The organism is Nakamurella aerolata, from assembly GCF_013002705.1.
GTDB lineage: Bacteria > Actinomycetota > Actinomycetes > Mycobacteriales > Nakamurellaceae > Nakamurella > Nakamurella aerolata.
The window spans coordinates 173555-200072 of the sequence record NZ_JABEND010000001.1 but is presented as its reverse complement, the minus strand read 5'-3'; the positions used below and the strand labels follow the sequence as shown (position 1 = coordinate 200072).

Annotated in this window: 21 protein-coding genes and 1 pseudogene; 8 read left to right on the top strand and 14 right to left on the bottom strand. The window is 69.2% G+C overall.

Features of this window, described 5'->3' with window-relative positions:
- Positions 1–95 precede the first annotated feature (95 nt).
- From sufU to HKD39_RS00845, 7 genes are all read right to left on the bottom strand, one after another.
- Positions 96–650, bottom strand: coding sequence for a Fe-S cluster assembly sulfur transfer protein SufU (gene sufU / locus HKD39_RS00875; protein WP_171197955.1), 555 nt, complete (start codon positions 648–650; stop codon positions 96–98).
- Positions 650–1951 (bottom strand): cysteine desulfurase, encoded by a 1302-nt coding sequence (locus HKD39_RS00870; RefSeq protein ID WP_171198375.1) that lies wholly within the window; start codon positions 1949–1951, stop codon positions 650–652. Before HKD39_RS00870 ends, sufU begins: the two co-directional genes overlap by 1 nt.
- Positions 1952–2070: 119 nt before the next feature.
- Positions 2071–2838 (bottom strand): Fe-S cluster assembly ATPase SufC, encoded by a 768-nt coding sequence (gene sufC, locus HKD39_RS00865; protein ID WP_171197954.1) that lies wholly within the window; start codon positions 2836–2838, stop codon positions 2071–2073.
- 61 nt (positions 2839–2899) lie between these two features.
- Entirely contained in the window at positions 2900–4066 is a 1167-nt protein-coding gene (gene sufD / locus HKD39_RS00860) for a Fe-S cluster assembly protein SufD (protein ID WP_343074512.1), read from the bottom strand.
- Between the two features lie 227 nt (positions 4067–4293).
- Complete coding sequence (sufB, locus tag HKD39_RS00855) at positions 4294–5760, bottom strand: Fe-S cluster assembly protein SufB (protein ID WP_171197952.1); 1467 nt, start codon at positions 5758–5760, stop codon at positions 4294–4296.
- Entirely contained in the window at positions 5757–6629 is an 873-nt protein-coding gene (locus HKD39_RS00850; RefSeq protein WP_343074511.1) for a helix-turn-helix transcriptional regulator, read from the bottom strand. Before HKD39_RS00850 ends, sufB begins: the two co-directional genes overlap by 4 nt.
- Positions 6630–6701: 72 nt before the next feature.
- Positions 6702–7253 carry a tetratricopeptide repeat protein gene (locus HKD39_RS00845; protein ID WP_171197951.1) on the bottom strand — a complete coding sequence of 184 codons (552 nt, stop codon included), beginning with the start codon at positions 7251–7253 and terminating at the stop codon, positions 6702–6704.
- A 78-nt stretch (positions 7254–7331) separates the two neighbouring features.
- Between HKD39_RS00845 and mptB the strand changes: the two genes are divergently transcribed.
- A complete protein-coding gene (gene mptB, locus HKD39_RS00840) occupies positions 7332–9077 on the top strand; it encodes a polyprenol phosphomannose-dependent alpha 1,6 mannosyltransferase MptB (protein WP_171197950.1) in 1746 nt (581 codons plus the stop codon).
- On the opposite strand, the gene HKD39_RS00835 is transcribed toward mptB, so the two are convergent.
- Entirely contained in the window at positions 9040–9399 is a 360-nt protein-coding gene (locus tag HKD39_RS00835) for a hypothetical protein (protein WP_171197949.1), read from the bottom strand. The genes mptB and HKD39_RS00835 overlap by 38 nt on opposite strands.
- 18 nt (positions 9400–9417) lie before the next feature.
- On the bottom strand, positions 9418–10365 hold the full coding sequence (locus HKD39_RS00830; protein ID WP_171198373.1) for a heme o synthase: 948 nt from the start codon (positions 10363–10365) through the stop codon (positions 9418–9420).
- A gap of 614 nt (positions 10366–10979) precedes the next feature.
- Here HKD39_RS00830 and tkt point away from each other — a divergent pair.
- The 6 genes from tkt (at position 10980) to pgl (ending at position 20117) form a co-directional block, all read left to right on the top strand.
- Entirely contained in the window at positions 10980–13127 is a 2148-nt protein-coding gene (gene tkt, locus HKD39_RS00825) for a transketolase (RefSeq protein ID WP_425488407.1), read from the top strand.
- A gap of 5 nt (positions 13128–13132) precedes the next feature.
- Positions 13133–14359, top strand: a complete 1227-nt coding sequence (tal, locus tag HKD39_RS00820) for a transaldolase (protein ID WP_171197947.1) — start codon at positions 13133–13135, stop codon at positions 14357–14359.
- 221 nt (positions 14360–14580) lie between these two features.
- On the top strand, positions 14581–16233 hold the full coding sequence (locus tag HKD39_RS00815; RefSeq protein WP_212753741.1) for a hypothetical protein: 1653 nt from the start codon (positions 14581–14583) through the stop codon (positions 16231–16233).
- A gap of 133 nt (positions 16234–16366) precedes the next feature.
- Positions 16367–17947 (top strand): glucose-6-phosphate dehydrogenase, encoded by a 1581-nt coding sequence (gene zwf / locus HKD39_RS00810; protein ID WP_171197946.1) that lies wholly within the window; start codon positions 16367–16369, stop codon positions 17945–17947.
- Positions 17944–19350 carry a glucose-6-phosphate dehydrogenase assembly protein OpcA gene (locus HKD39_RS00805; protein WP_171197945.1) on the top strand — a complete coding sequence of 469 codons (1407 nt, stop codon included), beginning with the start codon at positions 17944–17946 and terminating at the stop codon, positions 19348–19350. The genes zwf and HKD39_RS00805 overlap by 4 nt, the downstream gene beginning before the upstream one ends.
- Complete coding sequence (pgl, locus tag HKD39_RS00800) at positions 19347–20117, top strand: 6-phosphogluconolactonase (protein ID WP_171197944.1); 771 nt, start codon at positions 19347–19349, stop codon at positions 20115–20117. Before HKD39_RS00805 ends, pgl begins: the two co-directional genes overlap by 4 nt.
- A gap of 9 nt (positions 20118–20126) precedes the next feature.
- Here the strand turns inward: pgl and HKD39_RS19075 are convergent, their stop codons facing one another.
- Together HKD39_RS19075 and HKD39_RS20720 are read right to left on the bottom strand one after the other, a co-directional pair.
- Complete coding sequence (locus HKD39_RS19075) at positions 20127–21503, bottom strand: hypothetical protein (protein ID WP_246231766.1); 1377 nt, start codon at positions 21501–21503, stop codon at positions 20127–20129.
- 43 nt (positions 21504–21546) lie between these two features.
- Positions 21547–22386 (bottom strand): annotated as a pseudogene (locus HKD39_RS20720) (beta-galactosidase); the annotation flags it as partial.
- A 355-nt stretch (positions 22387–22741) separates the two neighbouring features.
- Between HKD39_RS20720 and HKD39_RS00790 the strand changes: the two are divergent.
- Entirely contained in the window at positions 22742–23653 is a 912-nt protein-coding gene (locus HKD39_RS00790) for an alpha-galactosidase (RefSeq protein ID WP_171197943.1), read from the top strand.
- A 71-nt stretch (positions 23654–23724) separates the two neighbouring features.
- On the opposite strand, the gene HKD39_RS00785 is transcribed toward HKD39_RS00790, so the two are convergent.
- From HKD39_RS00785 to HKD39_RS19065, 3 genes are all read right to left on the bottom strand, one after another.
- A complete protein-coding gene (locus HKD39_RS00785; protein WP_171197942.1) occupies positions 23725–24402 on the bottom strand; it encodes a DUF4232 domain-containing protein in 678 nt (225 codons plus the stop codon).
- A gap of 223 nt (positions 24403–24625) precedes the next feature.
- Entirely contained in the window at positions 24626–25375 is a 750-nt protein-coding gene (locus HKD39_RS19070) for an ATP-binding cassette domain-containing protein (RefSeq protein ID WP_343074549.1), read from the bottom strand.
- Positions 25376–25563: 188 nt separating this feature from the next.
- A complete protein-coding gene (locus HKD39_RS19065) occupies positions 25564–26385 on the bottom strand; it encodes a hypothetical protein (RefSeq protein ID WP_246231762.1) in 822 nt (273 codons plus the stop codon).
- Between the last annotated feature and the right edge of the window lie 133 nt (positions 26386–26518).

The following is a 26518-nucleotide window of genomic DNA, read 5'->3' as shown; positions in this document are numbered from 1 at the left end:
CGGCGTCGCTGCGGGCGCCCCGACCGGAGGCTGGGCCGATGCCGCGGCGCCGGCCTCGGCCGGTGCTGGCGTGGTCTCGTCGTTCAGGGTCTCGCTCATTGTCGACCTCCCGTGCTGTTGGAGTCGGAACCGTTGGTGTCTGCGAAGGTGTTTGGGGTGTTGTCCGCGCTGGCCGCCGAGGCCGCGCCGGCACCGGCGGAACCGGTGACGGCTTGGGTGGCAGCATCTTTGAACGCCATCCAACCCAGCAGCGCACACTTCACCCTTGCCGGGTACCTGGCCACGCCGGCGAAGGCCACCGCGTCGCCGAGGGCATCTTCGTCACCGGACTTGGTGCCGCGGGAGGTCACCATGTCGGTGAACTCGTCGAGCACCTCGAGAGCCTGCGGCAGCGGCCGGCCGATCACCAGATCCGTCATCACCGAGGTGGATGCCTGCGAGATGGAGCAGCCGGCGCCGTCGTAGGACACGTCGACCACGGCGCTCCCGGCGTCGCGCGGATCGGCCAGCCGCACCCGCAGGGTGACCTCGTCGCCGCACACCGGGTTCACGTGCTGCACCTGCGCCTGGAACGGTTCGCGCAGGCCATGATGATGCGGCGCCCGGTAGTGGTCGAGAATGATCTCCTGGTACAGCTGGTCCATCTGCATCAGTGCCCACCTCCCACCGGCCCGACCGATCCCACCGGCACCGCCGGCCCACCGGCCGGCACGCCGGCACCGAAGAACCGTTGCGCCGCAACAATTCCGTCAACCAGCGCGTCGATCTCGTCGATGGTGTTGTACGCGGCAAAGCTGGCCCGGACGCTGCCGTTCACCCCGAACTTGCGGTGCAACGGCCAGGCACAGTGGTGCCCGACCCGCACGGCGATGCCGGCGTCGTCGAGAATCTGCCCGACGTCGTGCGGGTGCACCCCGTCCAGCACGAAAGACACCGCCCCGCCGCGGTGTTCGACGGTGTCCGGTCCGAGCAGCCGCACCCCGTCAAGACCGCTGAGGCGCTGCAAGGCATGGCCGGTCAGCACCTGTTCGTACGCGGCGACGTTCGCCATGCCGACATGTTCCAGGTAGTCGACGGCCGCGCCGAGCGCCACCGCCTGCGACGTCATCGGGGTGCCGGCCTCGAACCGGGCCGGCGGCGCCGCGAACGTCGAATGGTCCATGAACACCTGCTCGATCATCGAGCCGCCGGTGAGGAACGGCGGCATCTCGGCAAGCAGCTGGTACCGGCCGTACAGCACTCCGATGCCGGTGGGGCCTAACATCTTGTGCCCGGAGAACGCCGCGAAGTCCACCCCGAGAGCGGAAACGTCGACAGGCTGGTGCGGCACCGACTGGCAGGCGTCCAGCACCACCAGCGCGCCGACGCGGTGGGCTGCCGCGGTGAGCTCGGCGACCGGATTGACGGTGCCGAGAACGTTGGATTGGTGCGTCAGCGCCAACACCTTGGTGCGTTCGGTGAGCAGCGCGTCGAGGTTGTCCAGCCGCAGCCGGAAGTCGTCACCGACCTCGATCCACCGCAGGGTGGCGCCGGTGCGCTGGCAGAGCTGTTGCCACGGCACCAGATTCGCGTGATGCTCCATCTCGGTGACGAGCACCTCGTCGCCGGGTCCGAGCCGCCAGCGGCTGCCCGCCGCACCGTTGCCGAAGGCGTACGCCACCAGGTTCAGCGCCTCCGTGGCGTTCTTGGTGAACACCACCTCGTCGGCACGAGCTGCGCCGATGAAACGGGCGACGCGTTCCCGTGCCGCTTCGTAGGCGTCGGTCGCCTCCTCGGCCAGTTGGTGCGCGCCACGTTTCACGGCGGCATTGCGGGTGGCGAGGAAGTCCTGTTCGGCGTCGATCACCGAAACCGGGCGCTGCGAGGTGGCGCCGGAGTCCAGGTACACCAACGGCTTTCCGTCCCGCACGGTGCGGTCCAGAATCGGGAAATCGTCCCGCAGCGCCCGCATGGCGGCGACCAGCTCCGGCCCGGTGAGCAGCCCGCTGTCCCCCGCGCCCGCCATGGGTGCGGGGCCGGGCGCGGTACCGGACTCTGCGGGAAGCGTTGTCACCACGGCGTTGTCGCTCCTCAGACCGCCGCCGGCTTGCCGGAGGTGAAGCGCAGGTAGCCGTTGTTCTCGAGTTCCTCGGCCAGCTCGGGACCGCCGGACTCGACGATCTTGCCGCCGGCGAAGACATGCACCTTGTCCGGGTGGATGTACCGCAGGATGCGGGTGTAGTGGGTGATCAGCAGCACGCCGCCGTCGCTGTCGGCCTTGTACTTGTTCACACCGTCGCTGACCACGCGCAGCGCGTCCACGTCAAGGCCAGAGTCGGTTTCGTCCAGCACCGCGATCTTCGGCTTGAGCAGTTCCAGCTGCAGGATCTCGTGCCGCTTCTTCTCGCCGCCGGAGAAGCCCTCGTTGACGCTGCGGTCGGCGAACTCCTCGGTGATGTCAAGGTCTTTCATGGCCTGCTTGACCTCCTTGACCCAGGTGCGGATGGCCGGCGCCTCACCGCGAACGGCGGTGGCGGCGGTGCGCAGGAAGTTCGACATCGACACCCCCGGCACCTCCACCGGGTACTGCATCGCCAGGAACAGCCCGGCGCGGGCGCGCTCGTCGACGCTCATCGCCAGCACGTCTTCCCCGTCGAGGGTGACGCTGCCGGAGGTCACCTGGTACTTCGGGTGACCGGCCAGCGAGTACGCCAGCGTCGACTTGCCGGAACCGTTGGGCCCCATGATGGCGTGCGTCTCGCCGGAGGAGACGGTGAGGTCGACGCCCTTGAGGATCTCTTTGCTCTCGGTCTCGGTGACGACGTCGACATGCAGGTCGCGAATATCCAAAGTTGCCATGGTGGTTGCTTTCTCGTCTTGGTTCGGGCTCGTCTTGGTTTGTGGGTCGGGCGGGTGCCGGTCAGTTGCCGGTGACGGCGAGTTCACGTTCGATGATGGCGCTGGCCCGCTCGACGACGTCCGGAACGCCGAGGCGCAGCAGGATTTCGCCGAAGAAGCCGCGCACCACCAGCCGCCGCGCGACCGGCTCGGGGATGCCGCGGGACAGCAGGTAGAACAGTTGCTCGTCGTCGAACCTGCCGGTGGCGCTGGCGTGCCCCGCCCCGGCGATCTCGCCGGTCTCGATCTCGAGGTTCGGCACCGAATCCGCCCTGGCGCCCTCGGTGAGCAGCAGGTTGCGGTTCATCTCGTAGGTCTCGGTGCCCTCCGCCGCCTTGCGGATGAGCACGTCGCCGACCCACACGGTGCGGGCGCCCTTACCCTGCAGCGCGCCCTTGTACAGCGCGTCGGACTTGCAGTTCGGCTTCGCGTGATCGACAAAGATCCGATGCTCCAGGTACTGGCCCTCGTCGGCGTAGTACAGGCCGAGCAGCTCGACATCGCCGCCGGGACCGTCGTAATCGACGGAGACCGGCACCCGCACCAGATCGCCGCCGAAGGTGAGCACCGCGTGCTTGACCTTGGCGTCGCGACCCACCTTGATGTGCTGGGCGCTGTGGTGCACGGCGTCGTCGGCCCATTCCAGCATCGCCACAACGGTGAGCTGGGCGCCGTCACCGGCGATCACCTGCACGGTGTCGGCGACGGTGGCGGAGCCGGAGAACTCCAGCACAACGGTCGCCTTGGAGTGGCGCCCGGCGCGGATCACCGCATGCCCCGCGGTGGCGACGTCCGAACCGTTTCCGGTGTGCCGCAGGTAGATCGGCTGGTCCAGCTCCGCCTCGGCCGGAATGTCCACCAGGGTGGCCTCGTCGACGGCATTCCATGCCCTGGCGCTGACCCGCTCGGTCGGAGCGAACCCGGACTCCCTGGTCACCGGATCATCGATCGACACCTGGCTGACCGTCGCCGGGGCCGGCGCCTGAACCGTGACCGTGCAGCCGCCGGCGGCGAACGGGGCGTCGGTCTGCAAGCCGCGCAGCCGCCGCATCGGCGTGAACCGCCACCACTCTTCCTTGCCGCTCGGCACCGGATGGTCGGCCACGTCAAACGACCCCTCCGGATGCAGATGGCTCGCCACCCGGTCCGAGGTCTCCAGCGCGCCACTCACATTCGGCGCCTGCGTCACAGTCACTTTTCCTTTTTCCTTCTATCTATCTCTATCTGTCTCTGCCAGCATCGCAATGACTTCTTCTGCCACGTCCATCGCCGGCGGCTGCGGTCTCGTACTCCGGCGCTGGACGGGGGTGACAGCACCGGGGCTTCCGCCCTTCGCGTGGGTGGATTCTCGCCGATCGAGTACCCGCCGCGCCGGCGACGGATCGTTGTTGGCTCGAAAGGCAGATATTGCTCGGCCTAGCCGACGGCGCCTTCCATTTGGAGTTCGATGAGGCGGTTGAGCTCGAGGGCGTACTCCATGGGCAGCTCCTTGGCGATGGGCTCGACGAAGCCGCGGACGATCATCGCCATCGCTTCGTCTTCGGTGAGGCCGCGGCTCATCAGGTAGAAGAGCTGGTCCTCGCTGACCTTGGACACCGTTGCTTCGTGGCCCATGGCGACGTCGTCCTCGCGGACGTCGACGTAGGGGTAGGTGTCGCTGCGAGAGACGCTGTCGACCAGCAGCGCGTCGCACTTGACGGTGGATTTGCTGTGGTGCGCACCGGGATTCACCTGGACAAGGCCGCGGTAGCTGGCGCGGCCACCGCCGCGGGCCACCGACTTGGAGATGATGGTCGACGAGGTGTGCGGGGCCAGGTGCAGCATCTTGGCGCCGGTGTCCTGGTGCTGATCCTCACCGGCGAAGGCGATCGACAGCACCTCGCCCTTGGCGTGCTCGCCGGTCATCCAGACGGCCGGGTACTTCATGGTGACCTTGGAGCCGATGTTGCCGTCGACCCATTCCATGGTCGCGCCCTCTTCGGCCTTGGCCCGCTTGGTGACCAGGTTGTAGACGTTGTTCGACCAGTTCTGGATGGTGGTGTAGCGGCAGCGGCCGCCCTTCTTCACCACGATCTCGACGACGGCGGAGTGCAGCGAGTCCGACTTGTAGATGGGCGCGGTGCAGCCCTCGACGTAGTGCACGTAGGCGCCTTCGTCGACGATGATCAACGTCCGCTCAAACTGGCCCATGTTCTCGGTGTTGATCCGGAAGTAGGCCTGCAGCGGAATGTCGACGTGCACGCCCGGCGGCACATAGACGAACGATCCACCCGACCAGACGGCGGTGTTCAGCGAGGCGAACTTGTTGTCGCCACTGGGGATCACGCTGCCGAAGTACTCCTCGAAGATCTCCGGGTGTTCCTTCAGGCCGGTGTCGGTGTCGAGGAAGATGACGCCCTGCGCCTCCAGTTCCTCCTGGATCTGGTGGTAAACCACCTCGGACTCATATTGCGCGGCCACACCGGCGACCAGCCGCTGCTTCTCGGCCTCGGGGATGCCCAGCCGGTCGTAGGTGTTCTTGATGTCCTCGGGCAGGTCTTCCCAGGAGGCGGCCTGCTTCTCGGTGGACCGGACGAAGTACTTGATGTTGTCGAAGTCGATGCCGGACAGGTCGGCACCCCAGGTGGGCATCGGCTGCCGCTCGAAAAGGCTCAGCGCCTTGAGCCGGCGCTGCAACATCCACTCTGGTTCGCTCTTCTTGGCCGAGATGTCGGCGACTACCTCGGCGTTCAAACCGCGCCGGGCGGAGGCGCCGGCGGCGTCGGCATCGGCCCAACCGAAGGCGTAGCGACCGATCGAGTCGATGGTCTTGGCCTGTTCGATCTGCGACTCGGTGAGACCGGTGTCGGCCTGAACGTCGGTGCCGGGGACGGTGCTGGTCATATGGATGTCCTTCCCGATGGTGCTTCGGTGCTGGGTTGGGTGGTGCTGGTCTTCTTGCCGGGCTTTGCTGGTGAAAGGTGTTGCGCCGCAGCCGCAGTGGCGACGTCGTCGGTCTTGGATGCTGAGGTCACGTCCGCGGGCTGGTCGGCGAGTTCGTCACCGGGGACGAACGTGGTGCAGAACGAGTCGCCGTGGGCGATGGTGGCTAGCCGCTGCACCCTGGTGCCCAGCGCCTGCGCGAACACCTCGAGTTCGGCCTGGCACAGCTGCGGGAACTGCTCGGCGACGTGCGCCACCGGGCAGTGGTGTTGGCACAGCTGCCGGCCGGTGGCCACCTGCTGGACGCTGGCGACGAAGCCGTTCTCGTTCAGCGCACCGGCGATCACCTGCAACCGGCCGGCGAGGTCGGGCGCCGCGGCCAGTTCGTCGGACTTGGCGTCCACCACTGCCTGGGCTCGGCGGCGGGCGAACGCCTCGACGGCGCCGTCGCCGGCCACCTCAGCGAGGTAGTGCAGCGCGTCACCGGCAAGCTGGTCGTAACCGTGCGGCAGTGTGCTGCGGCCGGCGTCGGTGAGCAGGAACTGCCGGGCCGGGCGACCGCGACCGCGGCTGCCGAGCGCCGGTACCTCGCGACCGCAGGCCAAGCCCGCGTCCACCAGCGCGTCAAGGTGCCGCCGGACGCCGGCCGTGGTCAGCCCGAGCCGCTCGGCAATCTCACTCGCGGTGGCCGGCCGCTCCAGCAGCAGCTGCAGCACCGCGGCGCGGGTGTTGCGCTCGCCGTCGCCTGTGAACTCGCCGGCTGCGCGCGCGTCAACCCGCGGGTGGCGCGCGCCACCCACCGCGTCGACCGCTGCCGCAGCTGATTTCACAACACCAGTGTTCCCTATATCCGGCGCGACTCCAAGCGAGGCAACCCTTAGTTGGCTCCGCTCGGCATGGGATCAGCGGGTGGTCGACCCAGCGCGACCGGCTTCCGCCCGACCGTCCGTCAGAAGTTGCTCGACTCGGCTGAGCGCCAGTCGACTCGACTCCACCTGGTCGGCGGGCGCCGGCGGGCTCTGCGCCAGTCGCATGTCCAGCGCCCGCGCGAAACAGTCACGTGCCGACTCGTAGTCACCCGCGGCGAAGCGCACCTTGCCCAGATGCTGGGTCAACACGGCGGCGCGCGCTGGCGATGGCGCTTCCTCGATGAGTCGGCGGTAGGTGTCCACAGCGTCGTCGAAACGGCGCTGGTCGCGCCAGATCTCGGCCTGCAGTGCGTCCCGTCGCCTGGCAGGCAGCGTCATGCCGACCTGGTCCAGCGCGACCTGGGCACCGTCCGGGTCGTCGCGAAAGAGCCGGTCGAGCACCGGTGCGGCACCGTCCTGCCCGGACGCCGCCCACTCGGTGAACGCCGCATCGTCATGGATCACGGTGCGCAGGGTGAGCGAGTCGATGCCCATGCCTGAGCCGATGTCCAGGACGGTGCCGTTCTCGCCGCGCTCGTCATTCATGCTCACATCGTCGCTCACACCGGCCAGCCCTGGAAAGCCAGACCTGGAAAGCCGCTGAAGGTTTGGCACACTCATCGGGTGTCCCCCGCCTCGGCTGCCCTGACCGGTCATACCGGCGGCCCGGCCGAGCCGGACGTCCGCAGTTCCGCCGGCCCGCTCGACGAGGAAGAACGCGCCCAGCTGGGCCGGCTGCGGCGCTGGGGCACCACCGGCGCACTGCTGATGGCGCTGGGCGCGACGTCGTCGTACGGTGCGGCCACCCCCAACCCCAACCCGGTGGACGGGGTGCGCATCATCGGGCTGATCTCTCGGGTGAGCACCGGTGCGCTCGGAATCTCTTACGCCGGCATGGGTCTGCTGGTGATCAGCTGGCTGCTGCTCGGCCGGCTGGCGGCCCCCGGCCGGGCGCGGCGACTGTCGCGGTCGCAGCTGTCGCACACGCTGGCGATGTGGACGGTGCCGTTCCTGGTGACGCCGCCGATCTTCTCCCGCGACGTGTACTCCTACCTCGCTGTCGGGTCGATGGCGCTGCGCGGCTTCAACCCCTACGAGATGGGCCCGTACGACGCGCTGGGTGACGGCGACGTCTTCGTGCATCAGGCCGACGGGCGCTGGCAGCACACCCCCACCCCGTACGGTCCTGCGTTCATCCTGATCGCCAAGGGCATCGTCGCGATCAGCGGTCAGCACGTGGTGGTCGGGGTGTTGTTGCAGCGGCTGGTGGAGCTGATCGGCGTGGCCGGCATCATCTGGGCGTTGCCGCGGCTGGCCCGGCGCTGCGGCCTTGATCCGGTGTCGGCGCTGTGGCTGGGCGCGCTGAATCCGCTGGTGCTGTTCCACCTGATCGCCGGCGGGCACAACGAGGCGCTGATGCTCGGCGCCATGCTGGTCGGTCTGGAGTGGGGCCTCGGCCGGTCGTGGGTGGGCGGCACCATGCTGATCAGCTTTGCGGTGGCGATCAAGGCGACGGCGGGCCTGGCACTGCCGTTCTTGGTGGTGGCGCTGGCGTTGCGGCGGAGTGTCGGCTGGAAACCGTTGCTGCGTCAGGTGATTCTGGTCGGCGCAGTGGCGGCGGCCACCTTCGCGGCGCTCACCGTGATAGCCGGGTACGGCCTCGGGTGGATCAACGGTTTGGGTGCGCCGGGCACGGTGCGCTCGTTCCTGTCCATCTCGACGTCGCTGGCTGTCGGCGCCGGTGCGCTCGGCCGGGTACTCGGACTGGGTGACCACACCGACGCCGCGGTGGCGGTGCTGCAGCCCGCCGGCACGGCGGTGGGTGGATTGCTGGCGGTCGGCTTTGTGTGGTTGGCCTGGCGCGGCGTGCCCTGGATCAACGAGGGCCGGCGGGTGCCCCCGATCCTCGCGCTCGGCCTTGCGCTGTCGTGTTTCGTGTTGCTCGGCCCGGTGATTCAGCCCTGGTACCTGCTGTGGGCGGTGCTGCCGCTGGCGGCGGCGACCGGCGACCGGCGGTTCCGCGGGGCGGCAACACTGTTCACCGCCGCCTACGCGTTGATCATCATGCCCAACGGGATGACGATCCCGGTGTTCACCATTGTGCAGGCCGTTGTGGCGGCGGCGGTGGTCGCCGGGATCATGCTGATCCTGTTGTGGCGCAGCGGTTTGCCGACATCGGTGGCGGCGCCGGCACAGACCGTCGACGACGACGATCACTACGGCGCCCAGCGGCAGCGTCCGGCGTACGTGCCGGCCGAGGTGGCCGACGACACCGCCTCCGGGCGGAGGTTCGCGCCGCGTCGTGGGGCTCGCTCCGAAAACCGGCAGCGGGCTACAGGCCGGCCATCCGGCGCCAATCGGCGGCGGTGATCCGCAGCCGGGCGGACAGTTCCCGGTCCCACTCGCCGACCGTCACCTCGGTCGCGGCGCAGGCCTGTTGCGCGAGTTCCGGCGTCGAGGCGATCACCTCACCCCAGCGGCCGTCGGAGGCCACCAGGACGATCCGCGCGCCGCGGTTGCCCAGATTGTCGATCACCGCTGTGGTCTGGCTCGGCGCGCCGCCGAAGCTCCCGACGAAGCCGCGGATCTTGTTGCTGACGTCGCGCAGCCGGTTCTCCGGGCGCGGCTCCTGCTCGTCGACCGGGTCGGCCTCGGCGCCGGACGCTCCCGCGGTGCCGGTCGGCTCAACCACCGTGCACCGCCTGCCCGGTCACCACGGCCAACCCAGCGGGGCGAGCCCGATGGCGGAGTCGACGGCCCAGACCACCGAGATCACCGTCAGGTACAGGTTGGACAGGTGGAACAGCGTCATCGGGCGGGCCCGCTCCCCGCGCAGCACCTTGACGTGCAGCAGGTGCGCGCACGCCAGGAAGACCAGGCCGGTCGGCACAGCCGCGGCCGCGTAGATCCAGGACGATGCCGGGATCAGCAGCAGCGAGCAGACCACCATCGCCCAGCTGTACAGCACGATCTGCCGCACCACGACGCGTTCCGGCGCCACCACGGGCAGCATCGGCACCCCGGCGGCCGCGTAGTCGTCGCGATACCGCATAGCGAGCGCCCAGGTGTGCGGCGGGGTCCAGAAGAAGATGACGCCGAAGAAAACCCAGGCCGGCCAACCGATGCCACCGGTGACGGCCGACCAGCCGATGATCACCGGCATGCAGCCGGCCAGCCCACCCCAGACGATGTTCTGCGAGGTGCGGCGCTTGAGCCACAGCGAGTAGACGAAGACGTAGAACAGGATCGCGACCGCGGTCAGCCCGCCGGCCTGCCAGGTGGTGGTGAGCGACAGGAACGTGCAGGCGATGACGCCGAGTACCACCCCGAACACCAGGGCGGCTCGGGGCGACACCTGGTGCCTGGCCAGCGGGCGCACCCTGGTGCGCCGCATCTTGGCGTCGATGTCCGCGTCCACCACGCAGTTCAGTGCGTTGGCGCTGCCGGCCGCGATGGCCCCACCGACCAGTGTCGCCAGCATCAGGCCGAGCCCGGGTACCTGCCGCTGGGCGCCGAACAGCGCCGGAACGGTGGTGATCAGCAGCAGCTCGATGATGCGCGGTTTGGTGAGCGCGACATAGGCGCCGAGCCGCTGCCGCCAGCCGGCAGCCGGCGCCGGCGTCGGGGTGGCAACACCGTCGGCGGGTTCCGGACGCAGATCGGCCGGATCGAGAAGCACATCGCCGGCCGCAGCGACGCCGCTTGCGCTGCCGCGGGCACCGCGGGACCGGCCGTCGCCGTGCGATACCGACTCCGCGCTCGCTGAACTCACTGCCTTCTGCCTGACCCTTCCGCCCCGCTGCCATCCCGCCTGGATGCCGTGGATGCCAACGTCCCGAGCTTAGGTGATCACACCCAGCGGCCAGCAGCACACCCGCCGCGGGGCAGCACCGTGGTGACCGTCGCCACTGCCGGGTCGGTACGCGTTGAGCCCAACGGCACCGCCCCGGGCGTCCGGCGCGCGCCGGGACTAGGCTCGAACATGCAGTGGTCGACCGGAACGTCGCCCACCGGACGGGCCGGGTCGGCCCGATCCGGACACGCGAATCGAACCGGTCGTGGTTCACCGTTTCCGATCCACTCGACGGTCGCGCAGGGCGCTTTCGGCGCCGCGACCCGACCGTCAGTGACGAGTTCATTGCAGGAGGGTCGCCACTCATGGCGAGTAAAGCGAGCAAAGCCGACACCAATCCCCCAGCCACCTCGGCGCAGTTGTCCGAGCGCAGCATCAAGGAGCTGACCACTCCGCATCTGCCTCCGGACTGGACGGAGATGGACACCAAGGCCGTCAACACCATCAGGGTGCTGGCCGCCGACGCCGTGCAGAAGGTCGGCAACGGCCACCCGGGAACCGCGATGTCGCTGGCTCCGCTGGCCTACACGTTGTTCCAGAAAGTCATGCGGCACAACCCGTCCGACCTGGACTGGGTGGCAAGGGATCGGTTCGTGCTGTCGGCCGGGCATTCCAGCCTGACGCTGTACCTGCAGTTGTTCCTCGGCGGTTTCGGCCTCGAGATCAAGGACATCGAATCGCTGCGCACCTGGGGATCGCTCACCCCCGGGCATCCCGAGCACCACCACACCGCCGGTGTCGAGATCACCACAGGGCCGCTCGGCCAGGGGCTGTCGTCAGCGGTCGGCATGTCGATGGCATCGCGCCGCGAGCACGGCTTGTTCGATCCGGACACCCCGCTCGGCAAGAGCCCGTTCGACCACTACATCTACGTCATCGCCTCCGACGGCGACATCGAGGAGGGCGTCACCGCCGAGGCCAGCTCCATCGCCGGCCGCCAGCAACTCGGCAACTTGATCGTCTTCTACGACGACAACGCCATCTCCATCGAGGACGACACCAACATCGCGCTCAGCGAAGATGTCGCCAAGCGGTACGAGGCCTACGGCTGGCACGTGCAACGGGTGGAGGGCGGCGAGAACGTCGTCGGCATCCTGGACGCCATCGAAGAGGCCAAGAAGGTGACGGACAAGCCGTCACTGATCGCGATCCGCACCATCATCGGTTACCCGGCGCCCACCAAGATGAACACCGGCAAGGCGCACGGCTCCGCTCTCGGCGACGACGAGGTGGCCGAGGTGAAGAAGATCCTCGACTTCGATCCGGAGAAGTTCTTCCAGGTCGACCCGAAGGTGCTGGAGCACACCCGAAAGCTGGTGCAGCGCGGCGAAGAGGCCGAGAAGAAGTGGCAGCCCGAGTTCGACGCCTGGGCCAAGGCCAACCCGGAGCGCAAGAAGCTCTACGACCGGCTCAGCAAACGCGACCTGCCGGAGAACTGGGCGGACAAGCTGCCCAGCTACCCGGTGGACGCCAAGGGCCTTGCCACCCGCAAGGCCTCGGGCGAGGTGCTGACCGCCATCGCCGACGAACTGCCGGAGCTGTGGGGCGGTTCGGCCGATCTGGCCGAGTCGAACAACACCACCATGGAGGGCGCGAACTCGTTCGGCCCCACCGAGGCCAGCACCAAGCAGTGGGAGGCCAACCCCTATGGCCGCACGCTGCACTTCGGCATCCGCGAGCATGCGATGGGCGCGATCCTGTCCGGCATCGCGCTGCACGGCCCCACCCGTCCGTACGGCGGCACCTTCCTCACCTTCTCCGACTACATGCGCGGTGCGGTGCGACTCGCCTCGGTGATGCAGGCCCCCGTCATCTACGTCTGGACGCACGACTCCATCGGTCTGGGCGAGGACGGCCCCACCCACCAGCCGATCGAGCAGCTGGCTGCGCTGCGTGCCATCCCCGGGCTGTCGATCGTCCGGCCGGCCGATGCCAACGAGACCGCCTACGCGTGGAAGGCGATCCTGGAGCGCCAGCACGACTGGTTCTCCGGGCCGGTGGGAATTGCGCTGACCCGTCAGAACGTTCCCACCCTTGAGGGCACCGACCCGGTCGGGGTTGCCCGCGGCGGGTACGTGTTGGCCGAGGAGGAAGGTGAGCTGAAGGTGATCTTCATCGCCACCGGCTCCGAGGTCCAGGTTGCGCTCGAGGCGCGTAAACAGTTGCAGGACAAGGGCATCGGCGCGCGCGTTGTTTCCATGCCCAGCCTCGACTGGTTCGAGCAGCAGGACGCCGACTACATCGAGGAAGTGCTCCCGTCGTCGGTGGCGGCCCGGGTCTCCATCGAGGCCGGCATCGCCCAGCCGTGGTACCGCTGGCTCGGCTCGTTCGGCCGCCCGGTGTCCATCGAGCACTACGGCGCCTCCGCCGCCGCTGCCGTGCTGTTCGAGGAGTTCGGCTTCACCGCTGACGTCGCCGTGCAGGCGGCCGAGCAGTCGATGGCTGCCGTCGCCGAAGCCGGCAACGGCGGCCCCCTGGCCCCGCCGGTCAAGAACCGCGCCGACGAGTCCCGCACCGAAAACCCTGGCGTCGTGGATCTTCCCGGCGACCAGCCGAAGGAGAAGTGACCATCATGTCCAACGACAAGCAGACCGGCCAGAGCGCCGGTCAGAATCCCCTGAAGGAGCTCGTCGACCAGGGCGTTTCGCTGTGGCTCGACGATCTGTCCAGGGATCGCATCAACTCCGGCAACCTGCAGGAGCTCATCAACACCCAATACATCTCGGGAGTGACGACCAACCCGACAATCTTCGCCGGCGCGCTGTCGTCCGGAGATGCCTACAACGCCCAGGTCGCCGAGCTGGCCGCCCGCGGCGCCCAGTTGGAAGACGTGGTGACCACCCTCACCACCGACGACGTCCGGAACGCCGCTGACGTGTTCCGACCGGTGTGGGAAGCCACTGGCGGCGTCGACGGCCGGGTCTCCATCGAGGTCGACCCGCGGCTGGCGCACGACACCGACAAGACGGTGGCGCAGGCCAAGGAACTGGCGAAGATCGTCGACCGGCCGAACGTGCTGATCAAGATCCCAGCCACCAAGGAAGGGCTGCCCGCCATCACCGCGGTGCTGGCCGAAGGGATCAGCGTCAATGTCACGCTGATCTTCTCGCTGGAGCGTTACGGCGAAGTGATCGACGCCTTCATGGAGGGCATCAAGCGGGCCAAGGAATCCGGCCACAACATCGCCGAGCTGGTCTCGGTGGCCTCGTTCTTCGTCTCGAGGGTCGACACCGAGGTGGACAAGCGGCTGGACGAGCTGGGCACGCCGGAGGCCAAGGCGCTGCGCGGCCAGGCCGCAATCGCCAACGCCCGCTTGGCTTTCCAGCTCTACGAGGAGCGCTTCGGCGCCCCCGAGTGGCAGGAGCTGGCCGCGGCCGGCGCCAAGCCGCAGCGTCCGCTGTGGGCCTCGACCGGCGTCAAGGACAAGGCCTACGACGACACCCGCTACGTCACCGAACTGGTCACCGCCGGCACCGTGAACACCGCGCCGGAGAAAACCATCCAGGCCGTCGCCGACCACGGTGTGATCACCGGTGACACCATCAGGGGCAACTACGGGCAGGCCTCGTCGGTGTTCTCCTCGCTGGAAGCCGTCGGCATCGACCTGAACGATGTTTTCGACGTGTTGGAGCGCGAAGGCGTCGAGAAGTTCGACAAGTCGTGGGCCGAGCTGCTCGCCACCGTCGGCAACGAATTGTCCAAGGCCGCCAAGGGTTCTCAGGACGGCACCTCGGGTGACGGCTCGCACGACGCCGACACCGATCAGGGCACCGCCCCCGCGAAGGACGCCCAGCAGTGAGCCGACAGGGAGCGGAGGCAACGGGCGGCCGCGACGCCGGAGCGTCCAACCGGCCCGCAGCGAGCGCGGAGGCGAACCAACAGGCACAGAGCCGACAGGGAGCGGAGGCAACGGGCGGACGCGACGCAGGAGCGTCCAACCGGCCCGCAGCGAGCGCGGAGGCGAACCAACAGGCACAGAGCCGACAGGGCAGTACGTTCAGCGCGCCCGGCGATATCACCGTGAGCACAACGGTTCCCGACCGGGATGCGCTGGCCGCCGAGGTTCAGCAGCTGGTGGACGACAAGGTCGCCAGCAAGCTGACCGCGCAGGATCCGACGCTGTGGGGTCCCGATGCCGAGTCAGAGGCCTCGATCCGGCTCAGTTGGGTCGGCCTGGCGGAATCGTCCCGGCCGCTGGTGAACGAGATCGTCGAGCTGCGTGGGCTGCTCGCCAAGGACGGTCTCACCCATGTGGTGCTGGCCGGCATGGGCGGGTCGTCGTTGGCGCCAGAGGTGATCTGCGCGACCGCGGGCAAACCGCTCGTCACCCTGGACACCACCGATCCCGGGCAGATCAGGGCCGCACTGGGCGACCAGCTTGATCGCACGGTGCTGGTGGTCTCGTCCAAATCCGGCGGCACGGTGGAGACCGATTCGCACCGGCGGGCCTATGCCAAGGCTTTCCGGGACGAGGGACTTGACCCCGCCAAACACATCGTGGTGGTGACCGACCCCGGCTCACCGCTGGCCAAGCTCGCCGAAACCGAGGGCTACCGCAAGGTTTTCCTCGCCGATCCGAACGTCGGCGGCCGCTATTCGGCGCTCACCGCGTTCGGGTTGGTGCCGGCCGGACTGGCCGGGGTGGACATCGGGGCGCTGCTCGACGAGGCGGCAGCGGCCGCGCCGGGGCTGGCCGCCGATGATGCCGGCAATCCGGCCCTGGTGCTCGGCGCCCTGCTCGGGCTTGCGCAACGGGCCGGGGCCGAGAAGGTCGTCATCGCCGATACCGGTAGCGGCATCAAGGGTTTCGGCGATTGGGCGGAACAGTTGATCGCCGAGTCCACCGGCAAACAGGGCACCGGCATTCTGCCGGTAGTGGTCGAGTCGCCGAAGGCGCCCGGCTTCGCGGACGCCGGCAAGGACGCCGTTCTGGCCAGCATCGGCACCGATGCCGGCGTGGTGCCGGCGTCCGGCTTCGCGTTCGCCATCTCCGGGCCGCTGGGCGCGCAGATGCTGACTTGGGAGTACGTGATCGCGGTGGCCGGGCGCGAACTCGGCATCAACCCGTTCGATCAGCCCGACGTGGAATCGGCGAAAGCGGCCACCCGGAAGTTGTTGGCGGACACCAACAACGACGGTGGCGACAGCTCCAAGGGCAGCGGCAACTCCGACGGTGACGACGAGCAGTCGAAGCCCGGTGCCGCCGCGACCGTCGAGCTGGACGGCATCACGGTCTCCGGGTCGCCCGAGATCGTCGACGGCGCCACCGATCTCGCCACGCTGCTGGACAACGTGGTGAAGGCGGCGCCGGCGGCCGGATACCTGGCGATCCAGGCCTATCTGGACCGGCTGACCGACGACGCGGCTCCGCTACGTCCGCTGTTGGCGGCAAAGTCCGGGCTGCAGACCACGTTCGGCTGGGGTCCGCGGTTTCTGCACTCGACGGGCCAGTACCACAAGGGTGGGCACCCCAACGGGGTGTTCGTGCAGATCACCGGCGACAGCGCCGAAGATCTGCCGATCCCTGAGCAGCCGTTCACCTTCGGTGAGCTGCAACAAGCCCAGGCCCGCGGTGACGGGAGCGTGCTCGCCGAGCACGGCCGCCCGGTGGTGACGCTGCACCTGAAAGACCGGACCGCCGGTCTGGACGCGCTGGCCAGAGCGCTGAGCTGACCGTTGGTTCGGCGCCGGCGCCCAGCATCGACCGGCCCGGCGCCGAACCGCTCAGCTGACCGCTGGGTGACCACTCCCCGATGCCCGCTGTCGCCGTCCGCGGCGAGGGCGCCAGAACCAGAAAGCGAATCCCATGCCTCACGGCCGGTCCGGTACTGCCGCTGCGACGTCCGCCGACGGCGCGCGCAGCAACCCGCTGCGCGATCCGCGCGACAAGCGGCTGCCGCGCATCGCGGGTCCGTCGTCGGTGGTGATCTTCGGTGTCACCGGCGATCTGTCCCGCAAGAAGCTGATGCCGGCGATCTACGACCTGGCCAACCGCGGCCTGCTGCCGCCGGGTTTCTCGCTGATCGGCTTCGCCCGCCGCGACTGGGACGACCAGGACTTCGAGGAAGAGGTCTACCAAGCGGTCAAGCAGTACGCCAGAACCCCGTTCTCCGAAGAGGTTTGGCGGCATCTGGCCGAGGGCATCCGGTTCGTGCAGGGTTCGTTCGACGACGATGACGCCTTCGACACACTGGCGGCCACCCTGCACGAGTTGGACCGCAGCCGCGGTACCGGCGGCAATCACGCCTTCTACCTGTCGATCCCGCCCGGTGCGTTCCCGACGGTGTTGCGGCAGCTGCAACGTTCCGGTCTGGTCGCCGACGCCGGCGATGCCTGGCGCCGGGTGGTGATCGAGAAGCCGTTCGGCCACGACCTGGAATCGGCGCAGGAACTGAACCGCTTGGTCGGCGAGGTGTTCCCGCCGTCCAGCGTGTTCCGCATCGACCACTACCTCGGCAAGGAGACGGTGCAGAACCTGCTGGCGCTGCGCTTTGCCAACCAGCTGTGGGAGCCGATCTGGAACTCCCACTACGTCGATCACGTGCAGATCACCCAATCCGAGGACATCGGTGTCGGTGGCCGCGCCGGCTACTACGACGGCATCGGCGCCGCGCGGGACGTGATTCAGAACCACTTGCTGCAGTTGCTGGCGCTCACCGCCATGGAAGAGCCGGTGTCGTTCGAGCCCAAGGATCTGCGCACCGAGAAGACCAAGGTGCTCTCGGCGGTGGTGGTACCCAAGGACCAGGCCGGCATCATGGCGGCCACCGCCCGCGGGCAGTACGCGGCCGGCTGGCAGGGCGGCGCCAAGGTGCCCGGCTATCTCGAGGAGGACGGCATCTCCCCCGACTCCACCACCGAGACCTACGCCGCGGTGAAGCTGGAGATCGACACGCGGCGGTGGGCCGGGGTGCCGTTCTACCTGCGCACCGGCAAGCGGCTGGGCAAGCGCGTCACCGAGATCGCGGTGATCTTCAAACGCGCTCCGCACCTGCCGTTCTCGCACACCGACACCGAAGAACTCGGCAGCAACGCCCTGGTGATCCGCATCCAGCCGGACGAGGGCACCACCATCCGGTTCGGCTCCAAGGTGCCGGGGCCGACCATGGAGGTGCGCGATGTGAACATGGACTTCTCGTACGGGCAGTCGTTCACCGAGGCGTCACCGGAGGCGTACGAACGATTGATCCTCGATGTGTTGCTCGGCGAGCCGAGCTTGTTCCCGCAGGACGAGGAGGTCGAGCTGTCCTGGAAGATCCTCGACCCCATCGAGAAGGCATGGGACCGCAGCGGCACACAACCCGAGCAGTACACCTCGGGGACCTGGGGACCGTCGTCCGCCGACGATCTGATGGCCCGTGACGGACGAACCTGGAGGCTCCCGTGATCATTGATCTCCCTTCGACCACATCGGCGGCGGTCAACAAGGCGATGGTCGACCTGCGCGAGCGCGGCGGAACCGTTGCGGTCGGCCGGGTTCTGACGTTGGTGATAGTCACGGACGAGGACGCCACCGAGGCGCCGATCGACGCCGCGAACGCCGCCTCGTTCGAGCATCCGTGCAGAGTGATCGTGGTGGCCAAGGGCAGCAAGCGCGGCGCGGCCAGAATGGACGCCCAGATCCGGGTTGGTGGCGACGCCGGCGCCAGCGAGGTGATCGTGATGCGGCTGTTCGGCCCGATGGCCGACCAGGGCGCCTCGGTGGTGGTGCCGTTGCTGCTCGCGGACGCACCGGTGGTGGCGTGGTGGCCGGGACAGGCGCCGGCCGACCCGTCCGCCGACCCCATCGGATCGTTGGCGCAGCGGCGGATCACCGACGTGGCAGCCGCGAAGCGCCCGTTGACCGCATTGATCGAGCGGCGCAAGGCATACGAGCCCGGTGACACCGACCTGGCCTGGACCAGGTTGACCGCGTGGCGCGGCGTGCTGGCGGCCGCGTTGGATCAGCCGCCGCACGACAAGGTGATCTCGGCCGTCGTCACCGGAGGGCCCGACTCGGCTTCCGCCGATCTGATGGCAGGCTGGCTGGCCCAGCGGCTGAAGTGCCCGGTGCAGCGGGCGGAGAAGGGGCGCGCGGGCAGCGGGCTGTACTCGGTGGTGTTGAACCGACGGTCCGGCGCCATCGTCCTGCAGCGGCCGGACGGTAAGACGGCCGAGCTGATCATGGAACATCAGCCGGAGCGCACGCTGGCGCTGCCCCGGCGTCCGCTCCGGGACATCCTCAGTGAGGAACTGCGCCGGCTGGACGCCGATGACGTCTACGCCGACGTGCTCATCAAGGGCCTGCCGTTGGTGTCGGACAAACCGTTGCCGGCCAAGGTGTCCCGCAGCCGGGTGAGCCGGGCCACCGGGCGTCCGCGATCGGCCACCAGCAGCCGCCGGGTCAGCGGCGTCGTCGAGTCGGTGGACGAGCTGGACACCGACATCGAGGTACCGCAGACCGGCGACGGCACCAGCACCGACCGGATCGTGGACTCCCCCGACCGCACCACGGTGCGCCGCCGGGCGGTGCGGGCCAGCACCGGGCGGAGTCGTTCCGCTGCCACCACTGGCACCGCTGCCCGGAAATCCAGGCGCGCCACCGCATCGACCCGCTCGGCCGGCTCCGCGTCACCGAAGGCGGCGTCACCGAAGGCCGCGTCACGAAAGGCCGGGTCATCCAAGGCCGGGTCCTCGAAGGGATCGCCGGCGTCAGCGTCGTCAGCCGACAAGCGCAAGAGCGACACCGCGGCCAAGCGCGGCGGGTCAACGAAAAGCAAGACCGGAACCGCGAAGAGGAGCACGAAGTGACCGACACCGCAAGCGCGGCAACCGATCCCGGCTCGGCGCGGGGCGACCGCGAGATCGTGATCTATCCCGACAGCGACGTGCTGGCCGCGGCGACCGCGGCCCGGCTGATCACCGCGCTGTCCGACATCCAGGCCACCGGCCGGGTTCCGGCCATCGCACTCACCGGCGGCGGCGTCGGTACCGCAACGCTGCGTCAGGTCGCCGCCTCCTCCGCCCGTGCCGCGGTGGACTGGCGCAACGTCGACTTCTATTGGAGTGACGAACGTTTCGTCCCGGAGGATTCCGACGACCGCAATGCCAAGGGTGCCCGCGAGGCGCTGCTTGCGGTGGTCGACGCCGACCCGGAACGGATCTACGAGATGGCGCCGTCCGACGGTGAGTTCGGCACCGACATCGACGCGGCAGCCCGCGGATACACCGAGCAGCTGCCGGAGAAATTCGACATCGTGATGCTCGGTATGGGGCCGGAGGGGCATATGGCGTCGCTGTTCCCCGACACCGATGCGGTGCGCGACACCAGCACCGGGGCCATCGCCGTTCGCGACTCCCCCAAGCCGCCGCCCGAGCGGATCTCGTTGACGCTGCCCGCCATCCGCACCGCCGACGAGGTGTGGTTCATCGTCGGCGGACCGGACAAGGCCCCTGCGGTTGCCCAAGCCGTGGCCGGTGGCGACCCGGTCGCGCTGCCCGCCCGCGGCGCCACCGGCAGCCGCGTCACCCGCTGGCTGCTGGATGCCGACGCCGCGTCGGACGTCAACGCCGGCTGAGACGCGGGCTCAGGCGGGCAGCGGCAGCCGTGCCGTCTGCACCGTCACCCAGCGCACCGACAGCAGCGTTGCCTCATCGCCCTGCCCCGGAGCCAGCGGCGAGAGGTTCTCCGGTCGCGCCAGAATCGCCACCACCACGCTGGACGCAGCGGCGAGATCGGCCGCGGCGATCCGCAGCGGCCGACCCGGCGACCAGAACTGGTCGGCGACCACATCGGCGTCGATCGTCGGATCGCTGACCGCGACCCGCACGACGTCGCCTTCCCAGTGCACCTCGCACCAGTCGTCCGGGCCGCGTTCGTCGAGCGGTGGCAGCTCGACCCGCCAGCCGGCCGCGTCGGCGAAGGCCGCGCCACCCGGAGCGCTGGGCCGGCCCCCGGCGCCGACCTCGTCCCCCGACGCTGTGCGCTCGCCCTCGGCGAGCCGCCCGAACTCGAACGACGGCCGCGTTCCCTGCTGCACCCGGACGGTGTTCAGGGCGCGCGGCCCGGCGGCGGCGCCCACCGTCCGGCCGGCGGTCCAACCACCGTCCGGCGTCCACCGCCGGATCTCCGACGGGCGCGCCGCCAGCACCTCGAGCTGCTGCGCGAACCGGCCGGCATCCTCCGGGTCGTTGCCCTCGGCGTCGTCCTGGGCTGCCGCCACCGGCCGCACCATCGCGTCGGTGAGGATCGGCCCGGCGCCGGTGAGGAACAAGTTCGGGGCCTGCTCCCGGTTGGCGACCATCAGCATGATGTCGGGACCTTGCTCCGTTGCGATCCTGGACACCACCGGATCGGCCCCGGTCAGCGCCAACCGCAACCGTCGCGCCGCGCCGGCGGAATGGGTGAGGTCCAGCACCGCGTCGCCGTCCACCACCTGGCGGAAGGCCCACACCTGGACGCCATCCACTCGGCACCGGCCGATCGGCTGCACATTGGCCGATCGCAGCACCGCCCCGCCGCCCAGGTCGATCCCGGCCGGCCAGAACCCGTAGTCGCCGCCACGTACCGTCACCGGTTCCGGCGGCACCAGCACCTCGCCGCCAGGCAGCGCAGCCCGCAGCTGCACGTCCGGCTGCTCCGCCATTGCGGTGTCCGGCTGATGATTGTTGAAGACAACGACCGCCTGGTTGCCCGCGGTACGGATACTGTAACGAAAGGTGTTGGCGTCCAACAAGTTCACCTGCCGGGGCGGCGGGAACGTGGTGACCCCGGTGGCGAAGAGTTCGGTCAGCGCGGTGACCCCGCCGTGCAGCAGCCGCAGCAGTTGAGCATGCTCGCGGACGTCGCCCGCGGCGCCGATCGGCGCCTGAAAGTCGTAGTCGCGCAACGGAAGATCGTTCGCATAGCCAGTGCTGTGGGTCTCCTGGAGCGGTCCGGCGCCCAGCTCCGGTTGCCGTCCCACCGTGAAAGACGTAGTAGCCGTGCCACACCGAACCACAGCCGAGTTTGGCGGTGGCCATCGCACCGATGTCGGCCGGATCCACGACCGGCCGCCGGTGGTATGCGACAGCCATGCCGCCACCGAGCTCACAGGTCGCATACGGAAGGTCGCTGTCGTCCCTTCCGGGTGTCTGCGGCAGAGCCGACACGAAGTCGGCACCGATGATCGTGTCGTCGCGGTCGGGTTGGATGCTGAAACTCATGGCGCAGGCGGATTCCCAGCCGAGAGGTGCCGAGGTCCAGAACGCGTCGGAATAGCCACCGTAGACCGGCAAAAGGATGCTGCGGTCGAACTCCGCCGCTCCCCAGCCGGTGGCCGTCCAGACCGGGGCGCGCAGCCCCTGCTGCTCGGCCAGTCGGCGCAGGGTGGCAAGGTGCGCCGGCTGGGTACGCAACTCGTTCTCGACCTGGATGGCCATGATGTGGTCGGTTCGCCGGCAGCTGCCCAGCTCTGCGGCGATCGCCGCGTACCACTCGCCGACGACGGCGAGATAGTCGGAATCGTCGGTGCGGGTCTGCCACGGTCCGTCCTGCACCCAATCGGGAAAGCCGCCGTACCGCGCCTCGCCGTGCACCCACGGCCCGATGCGCAGCACCACGCCGAGGCCGTAGGCCGCTGCCAGATCGACGAACGCCGCAAGGTCGTTGGCACCGGTGAAGTCTCGGGTGCCCCTGTCGGGCTCGTGGTGGTTCCAGAACACATACGTTGCCACGCCGGTCAATCCGCAGGCTTTGGCGCTCGCCAGCACCGATCGCCATTGCGCCCGCGGCAACCGCGAGAAGTGGATCTCCCCGGTGATCGGAAGGTGCGGCCTGCCGTCCAGTTCGAAGTGCGTGCCGACCACCCGCAGCCCGTTGAACGACGGCGCAGCCGGGGCAAGGTGCCCGTCCACCTCGGTGCCGTCCCCGGCGGTGCTATGACCGGCGGTGCTGCGTCCGGCGCTGTCGTGCCCGGGGTTGCTGGGCTCGGGGTTGAGATGCACCGGCCTGGCGGTGCGACTCGGGTTGGGCACTCGGGGATTCTCCTTGTGGCTTGCGGTGACGGGCGGGGCGGAGCGGGCCCGGGGAAGGTCACGGGCCCGCTCTCTCAGCCGATGTCGATGGCGCCGATCGGGTAGGCACCGTCGCCGAGCCTGCCCTGCTGCGCCAGCACCATCGGCCGGTAGTAGGACGCCGGCATCAGCGCGGTCGGGTTCGCTGGTGCTCGATCTCACCCTGCCGGCGGCGTGGCAGCACGTCCGCGACCAGGTCGACGCGATCCTCACCGAATACGACATCGACTACGTGAAGTGGGATCACAACAGGGATCTGCTGGAGGCCGGGTCGAACGCGCACGGGAACGTCGCCGCCTTCCACCACCAGACCGCCGCCCACGCCGCGTTGCTCGCCGACCTGCGCGCCCGGCATCCGGCAGTGCAGTGGGAATCTTGTTCGTCCGGCGGCGGCCGGGTCGACCTGCAGACCATCGAGCAGGTGCAGCGGTTCTGGGCGTCGGACATGACCGATGCCCTGATGCGCCAACACATTCAGCGCTGGACAGCGCAGCTGGTGGCGCCCGAATACCTTGGCGCACACGTCTCCGCTCCGGTCTCGCATCAGACCGGCCGTGCCATCGGGCTGGACTTCCGCTGTGCCACGGCCCTCTTCGGATCCTTCGGTATTGAATGGGATCTGAGCGACGTGAGCCAACCCGAACTCGATCGACTGGCCTGGTGGGTGCAGCGCTACCGCGAGTGGAAACCGCTGCTGCACAGCGGTCGCATGTTCCGGATCGACACCGGCGACCCGGCGATCCTCGCGCACGGCGTCGTCGGCCCCGACCGCGACCGGGCGTTGCTGGCCTGCGTCCAGCTGGACGAGTCGCGGAACGATCGCGGCGTGACGCTACGCATTCCCGGGCTGGAGCCGGACGCGGAACACTCGCTGCGGTGGTGGGAACCGATGTCCGAACAGCAGCGCTGGAAGGGTGCCGGCCTGCTCCCGGAGACCGGCCCCGTCGGCGACGACACGGTCACCGGAAAAGCGTTGTCGGACATCGGTATCTGGCTGCCGCGCCGGCATCCGCAGACCGTACTTCTGGTGCAGCTGGCGAAGGTGACGGAGCCAGGCTGACGCCATCTCGAACCTGCCCGGCACGGTGCTGCTCCGTTCGCACAGCACGCCCGGTCGGGCAGCCCGTGGGGCTAGTTGCGTTCCGGCTGGGCGGACTTCCAGCTGTCGATGTAGACGCTGGTGCCAGCACCGAGGTCGGGCTTGTCGGCGACCAGCGACACGCCGATCGGCTGCCCGCCCCTGGTGGCCTGCAGGACGAGCAACGATGCCTTTTCGTCGTAGGCGCCCGCCAACGATCCGGTCCACTCCAGCGCGGCAACGGCCACCTCCCCTGGCTCCAACCGCAGCTGTTGATCTGGCTGCTCGTTGCCGAGGCCGGTCAACGGGATCTCCCGCCGCTCGGCGACGACGCCGAACGGGGTACCCCACTCGCCGCGGAACCCCAGGCCAGGGTATCCGGCAAGGGTGCAGCTCTGTTGTGAGATGTTGGTCGCGCGGATCGTGGTGTAGCGGTGGCCGAGCGCCGCATCGACGTCACCGGATTGCACCCGCAGGCCTTCCGCGCTGCAGGTCCCTGACCCGTTCGCCTTGGTACGCAACAGCTCTCGCAGCGCCGCCGGACCCAGCCGGGCATCCGGGGTGGGCGGCGGCCCGTCCGGCCGGTCGATGTCGGTGGGCGGAGGCACCCGGGTGGTCGGGAATCCACCCGTCCGCAGTCCCCCGCTGGACAGCGCTCCCGTTGTTGACCCCGCCGTTGGTGACACCGTTGTTGTCGACCCCGTTGTTGTTGACCCCGCTGTTGTTGACACTGCTGTTGGCGCAACACCTTCCGAGGCCGGGCCGCCGACGGCGGCACAACCGGCGACCACAACCGTCGACAGCAACCCCAGGGCCGCGGCGCGCCGGGCAGCCGCCTTGGACGCCCCACGGTGATTCGATACAGCATGGCGATTCGCCCGATTCCCGACCAGTGTCATTGCCCCATGGTGTCGCACCGCTCAGGGAGGCTCGCTGTTGGGCTCACTGGCCGGCTCATTGCTCGGCGAACAGCTCGCGGAATCGGCCAGGAGTACCGAGCAGTTCCTCGTAGCTGCCGCACTGCACGATGCGGCCGGCATCGAGAACGTAGATGCGGTCCATCCCCTTCAGGGTCCAGGCCCGGTGCGACACCACGATGGTGATGCGATGCCGACGGTGTTGCAGCAGCTCGCCGAAGATCTCCCGCTCGGTCTCGGCGTCGACGGTCGACGTCGGTTCGTCCAAGATCCAGATGCCGGCGTTTCGCACCGCGATCCGGGCGAGGGCCAGCCGCTGCCACTGCCCACCGGACAGCCCGGTACCGCCGAACTGCTCGCCGAGCTGGGTGTCAAGGCCGTCCGGCAGGTCGGCGACAAGAGCTGCGAGATGGGCGATCTCCAGCGCGCGCCAGATCGCGTCGTCGGCGACGTCGACGCCCTCCGGCAGGCCGAGCAGCACCGCCTGCCGGACGGTCAGCTCATACCGACCGAACTCCTGGGTCAGCAGTCCGAAATGGGACAGCCGCTCGGTCAGCGGAAGGTCGGTCAGCCGGCGTCCGTCAACCAGCACGGCTCCCGAGCTCACCCGCACCAGCCCCACCAGGGCGCGCACCAGTGTCGTCTTGCCGGCACCGTTGGCGCCCACCAGCGCGATCATCTCGCCGCGCCGCGCCAGCACGCTCGCGTCGTTCAGTGCGGTCGCAGCTGCACGCGGATAGACGACCGAGACGCCACTGGCTTCCAAGCGGTCGACCGCAGATACCACCGAGGCCTGGGGCGGCGGTCCGGCGGCGCCGGGAGCGGTCACCCGCCGGAACGTCGACACTCGTGGCGTCGCCGCCAAGACCTCCCCCAGCGCGAAAGCAGCTCCTCTTGTCGCCTCGATTCCGCCGAGGACGCCCAGCACCCCCGCGGCGATACCGGCGCCGCCGGCACCGTCGACAACGATGGCCGTCAACGCTCCGGCCAACAGCGCGGTCCCGGCCAGTCCGCCCCAGGCCGAGCCGCGAATGATGCCGACCAGCAACCGATCCAGCAGCGTGTGGGCGCGGAGTTGCCGCTCGGAGATCTGCCGCACCAGGCGGCCGCCGGAGCCGAACGACGCGATCTCCACCCCGGTGCGCTGGCTGACCAGTTGCTCGACCAGATAGGTGACCCGCCGGTGCTCCGCGCCGACCTCGCCGAAGATCGCTGCCTGCCGCGACGCGGCCACGCGAAGATCACCAGGCTGGGGATGATCGCGGCGATGATGAGTCCGGCTGCCAGCGGCGAGATGGACCACACCGAGACGAACAACCCCCCGAACGCCAGCACCGCGGACATCGCGCTGATCGCTGACCACGGCAACATCCCGAGCTCGCGCAGCGAGTCCCGGCTGATCTGCACGTCGGCCGACACCGCCGGGTCGGCCAGCTCGGCGGGCGACATCCCCGACACCCTGCCGACCAACGTGGCTTGCAGCGAACGCTCCAGCCGCAGGCTCGCGCGCTGGCGGGTGAACAGGTCGATGGCGGCGAGCACCTGCCCTGCACCGATGAAGACCACAAGGGTGAGCAGCGGAAAAGCCGCATCGCGCAACGATTCCGAGCTGCGGACCAGCCAGGCGACGGCCTGCACCTGCACCGCGGGAGCGACAGCGAGAACCACGGCGGAGGCAACGCTGAGCACCACGGCACTGCGGGTCTGCCGCCACGCCGTGGCCAGCCCCCACGCGGTGGCCTTGGCGGTTTCCGGAAACCCGCGCAGCACATCCCTGACGGCGGATCCGGCGCTCACCGCGGCATGCACCGCGGTGAAGTCACTCCGGCCGTACCTCCAGCGCCACCGACACCGACACCGACACCGACACGCATCGTGCGGTGGCTCACGGAGTTCCCCAAGCGCCTACCCTCCCCGTCGAGCGAAAGCG

Coding starts and splice junctions, on each gene's coding strand:
- sufU (WP_171197955.1), bottom strand. CDS start 650: ATGCAGATGGACCAGCTGTACCAGGAGATCATTCTCGACCACTACCGG.
- HKD39_RS00870 (WP_171198375.1), bottom strand. CDS start 1,951: ATGCGGGCGCTGCGGGACGATTTCCCGATTCTGGACCGCACCGTGCGG.
- sufC (WP_171197954.1), bottom strand. CDS start 2,838: ATGGCAACTTTGGATATTCGCGACCTGCATGTCGACGTCGTCACCGAG.
- sufB (WP_171197952.1), bottom strand. CDS start 5,760: ATGACCAGCACCGTCCCCGGCACCGACGTTCAGGCCGACACCGGTCTC.
- HKD39_RS00845 (WP_171197951.1), bottom strand. CDS start 7,253: ATGAATGACGAGCGCGGCGAGAACGGCACCGTCCTGGACATCGGCTCA.
- tkt (WP_425488407.1), top strand. CDS start 10,980: ATGGACACCAAGGCCGTCAACACCATCAGGGTGCTGGCCGCCGACGCC.
- tal (WP_171197947.1), top strand. CDS start 13,133: ATGTCCAACGACAAGCAGACCGGCCAGAGCGCCGGTCAGAATCCCCTG.
- zwf (WP_171197946.1), top strand. CDS start 16,367: ATGCCTCACGGCCGGTCCGGTACTGCCGCTGCGACGTCCGCCGACGGC.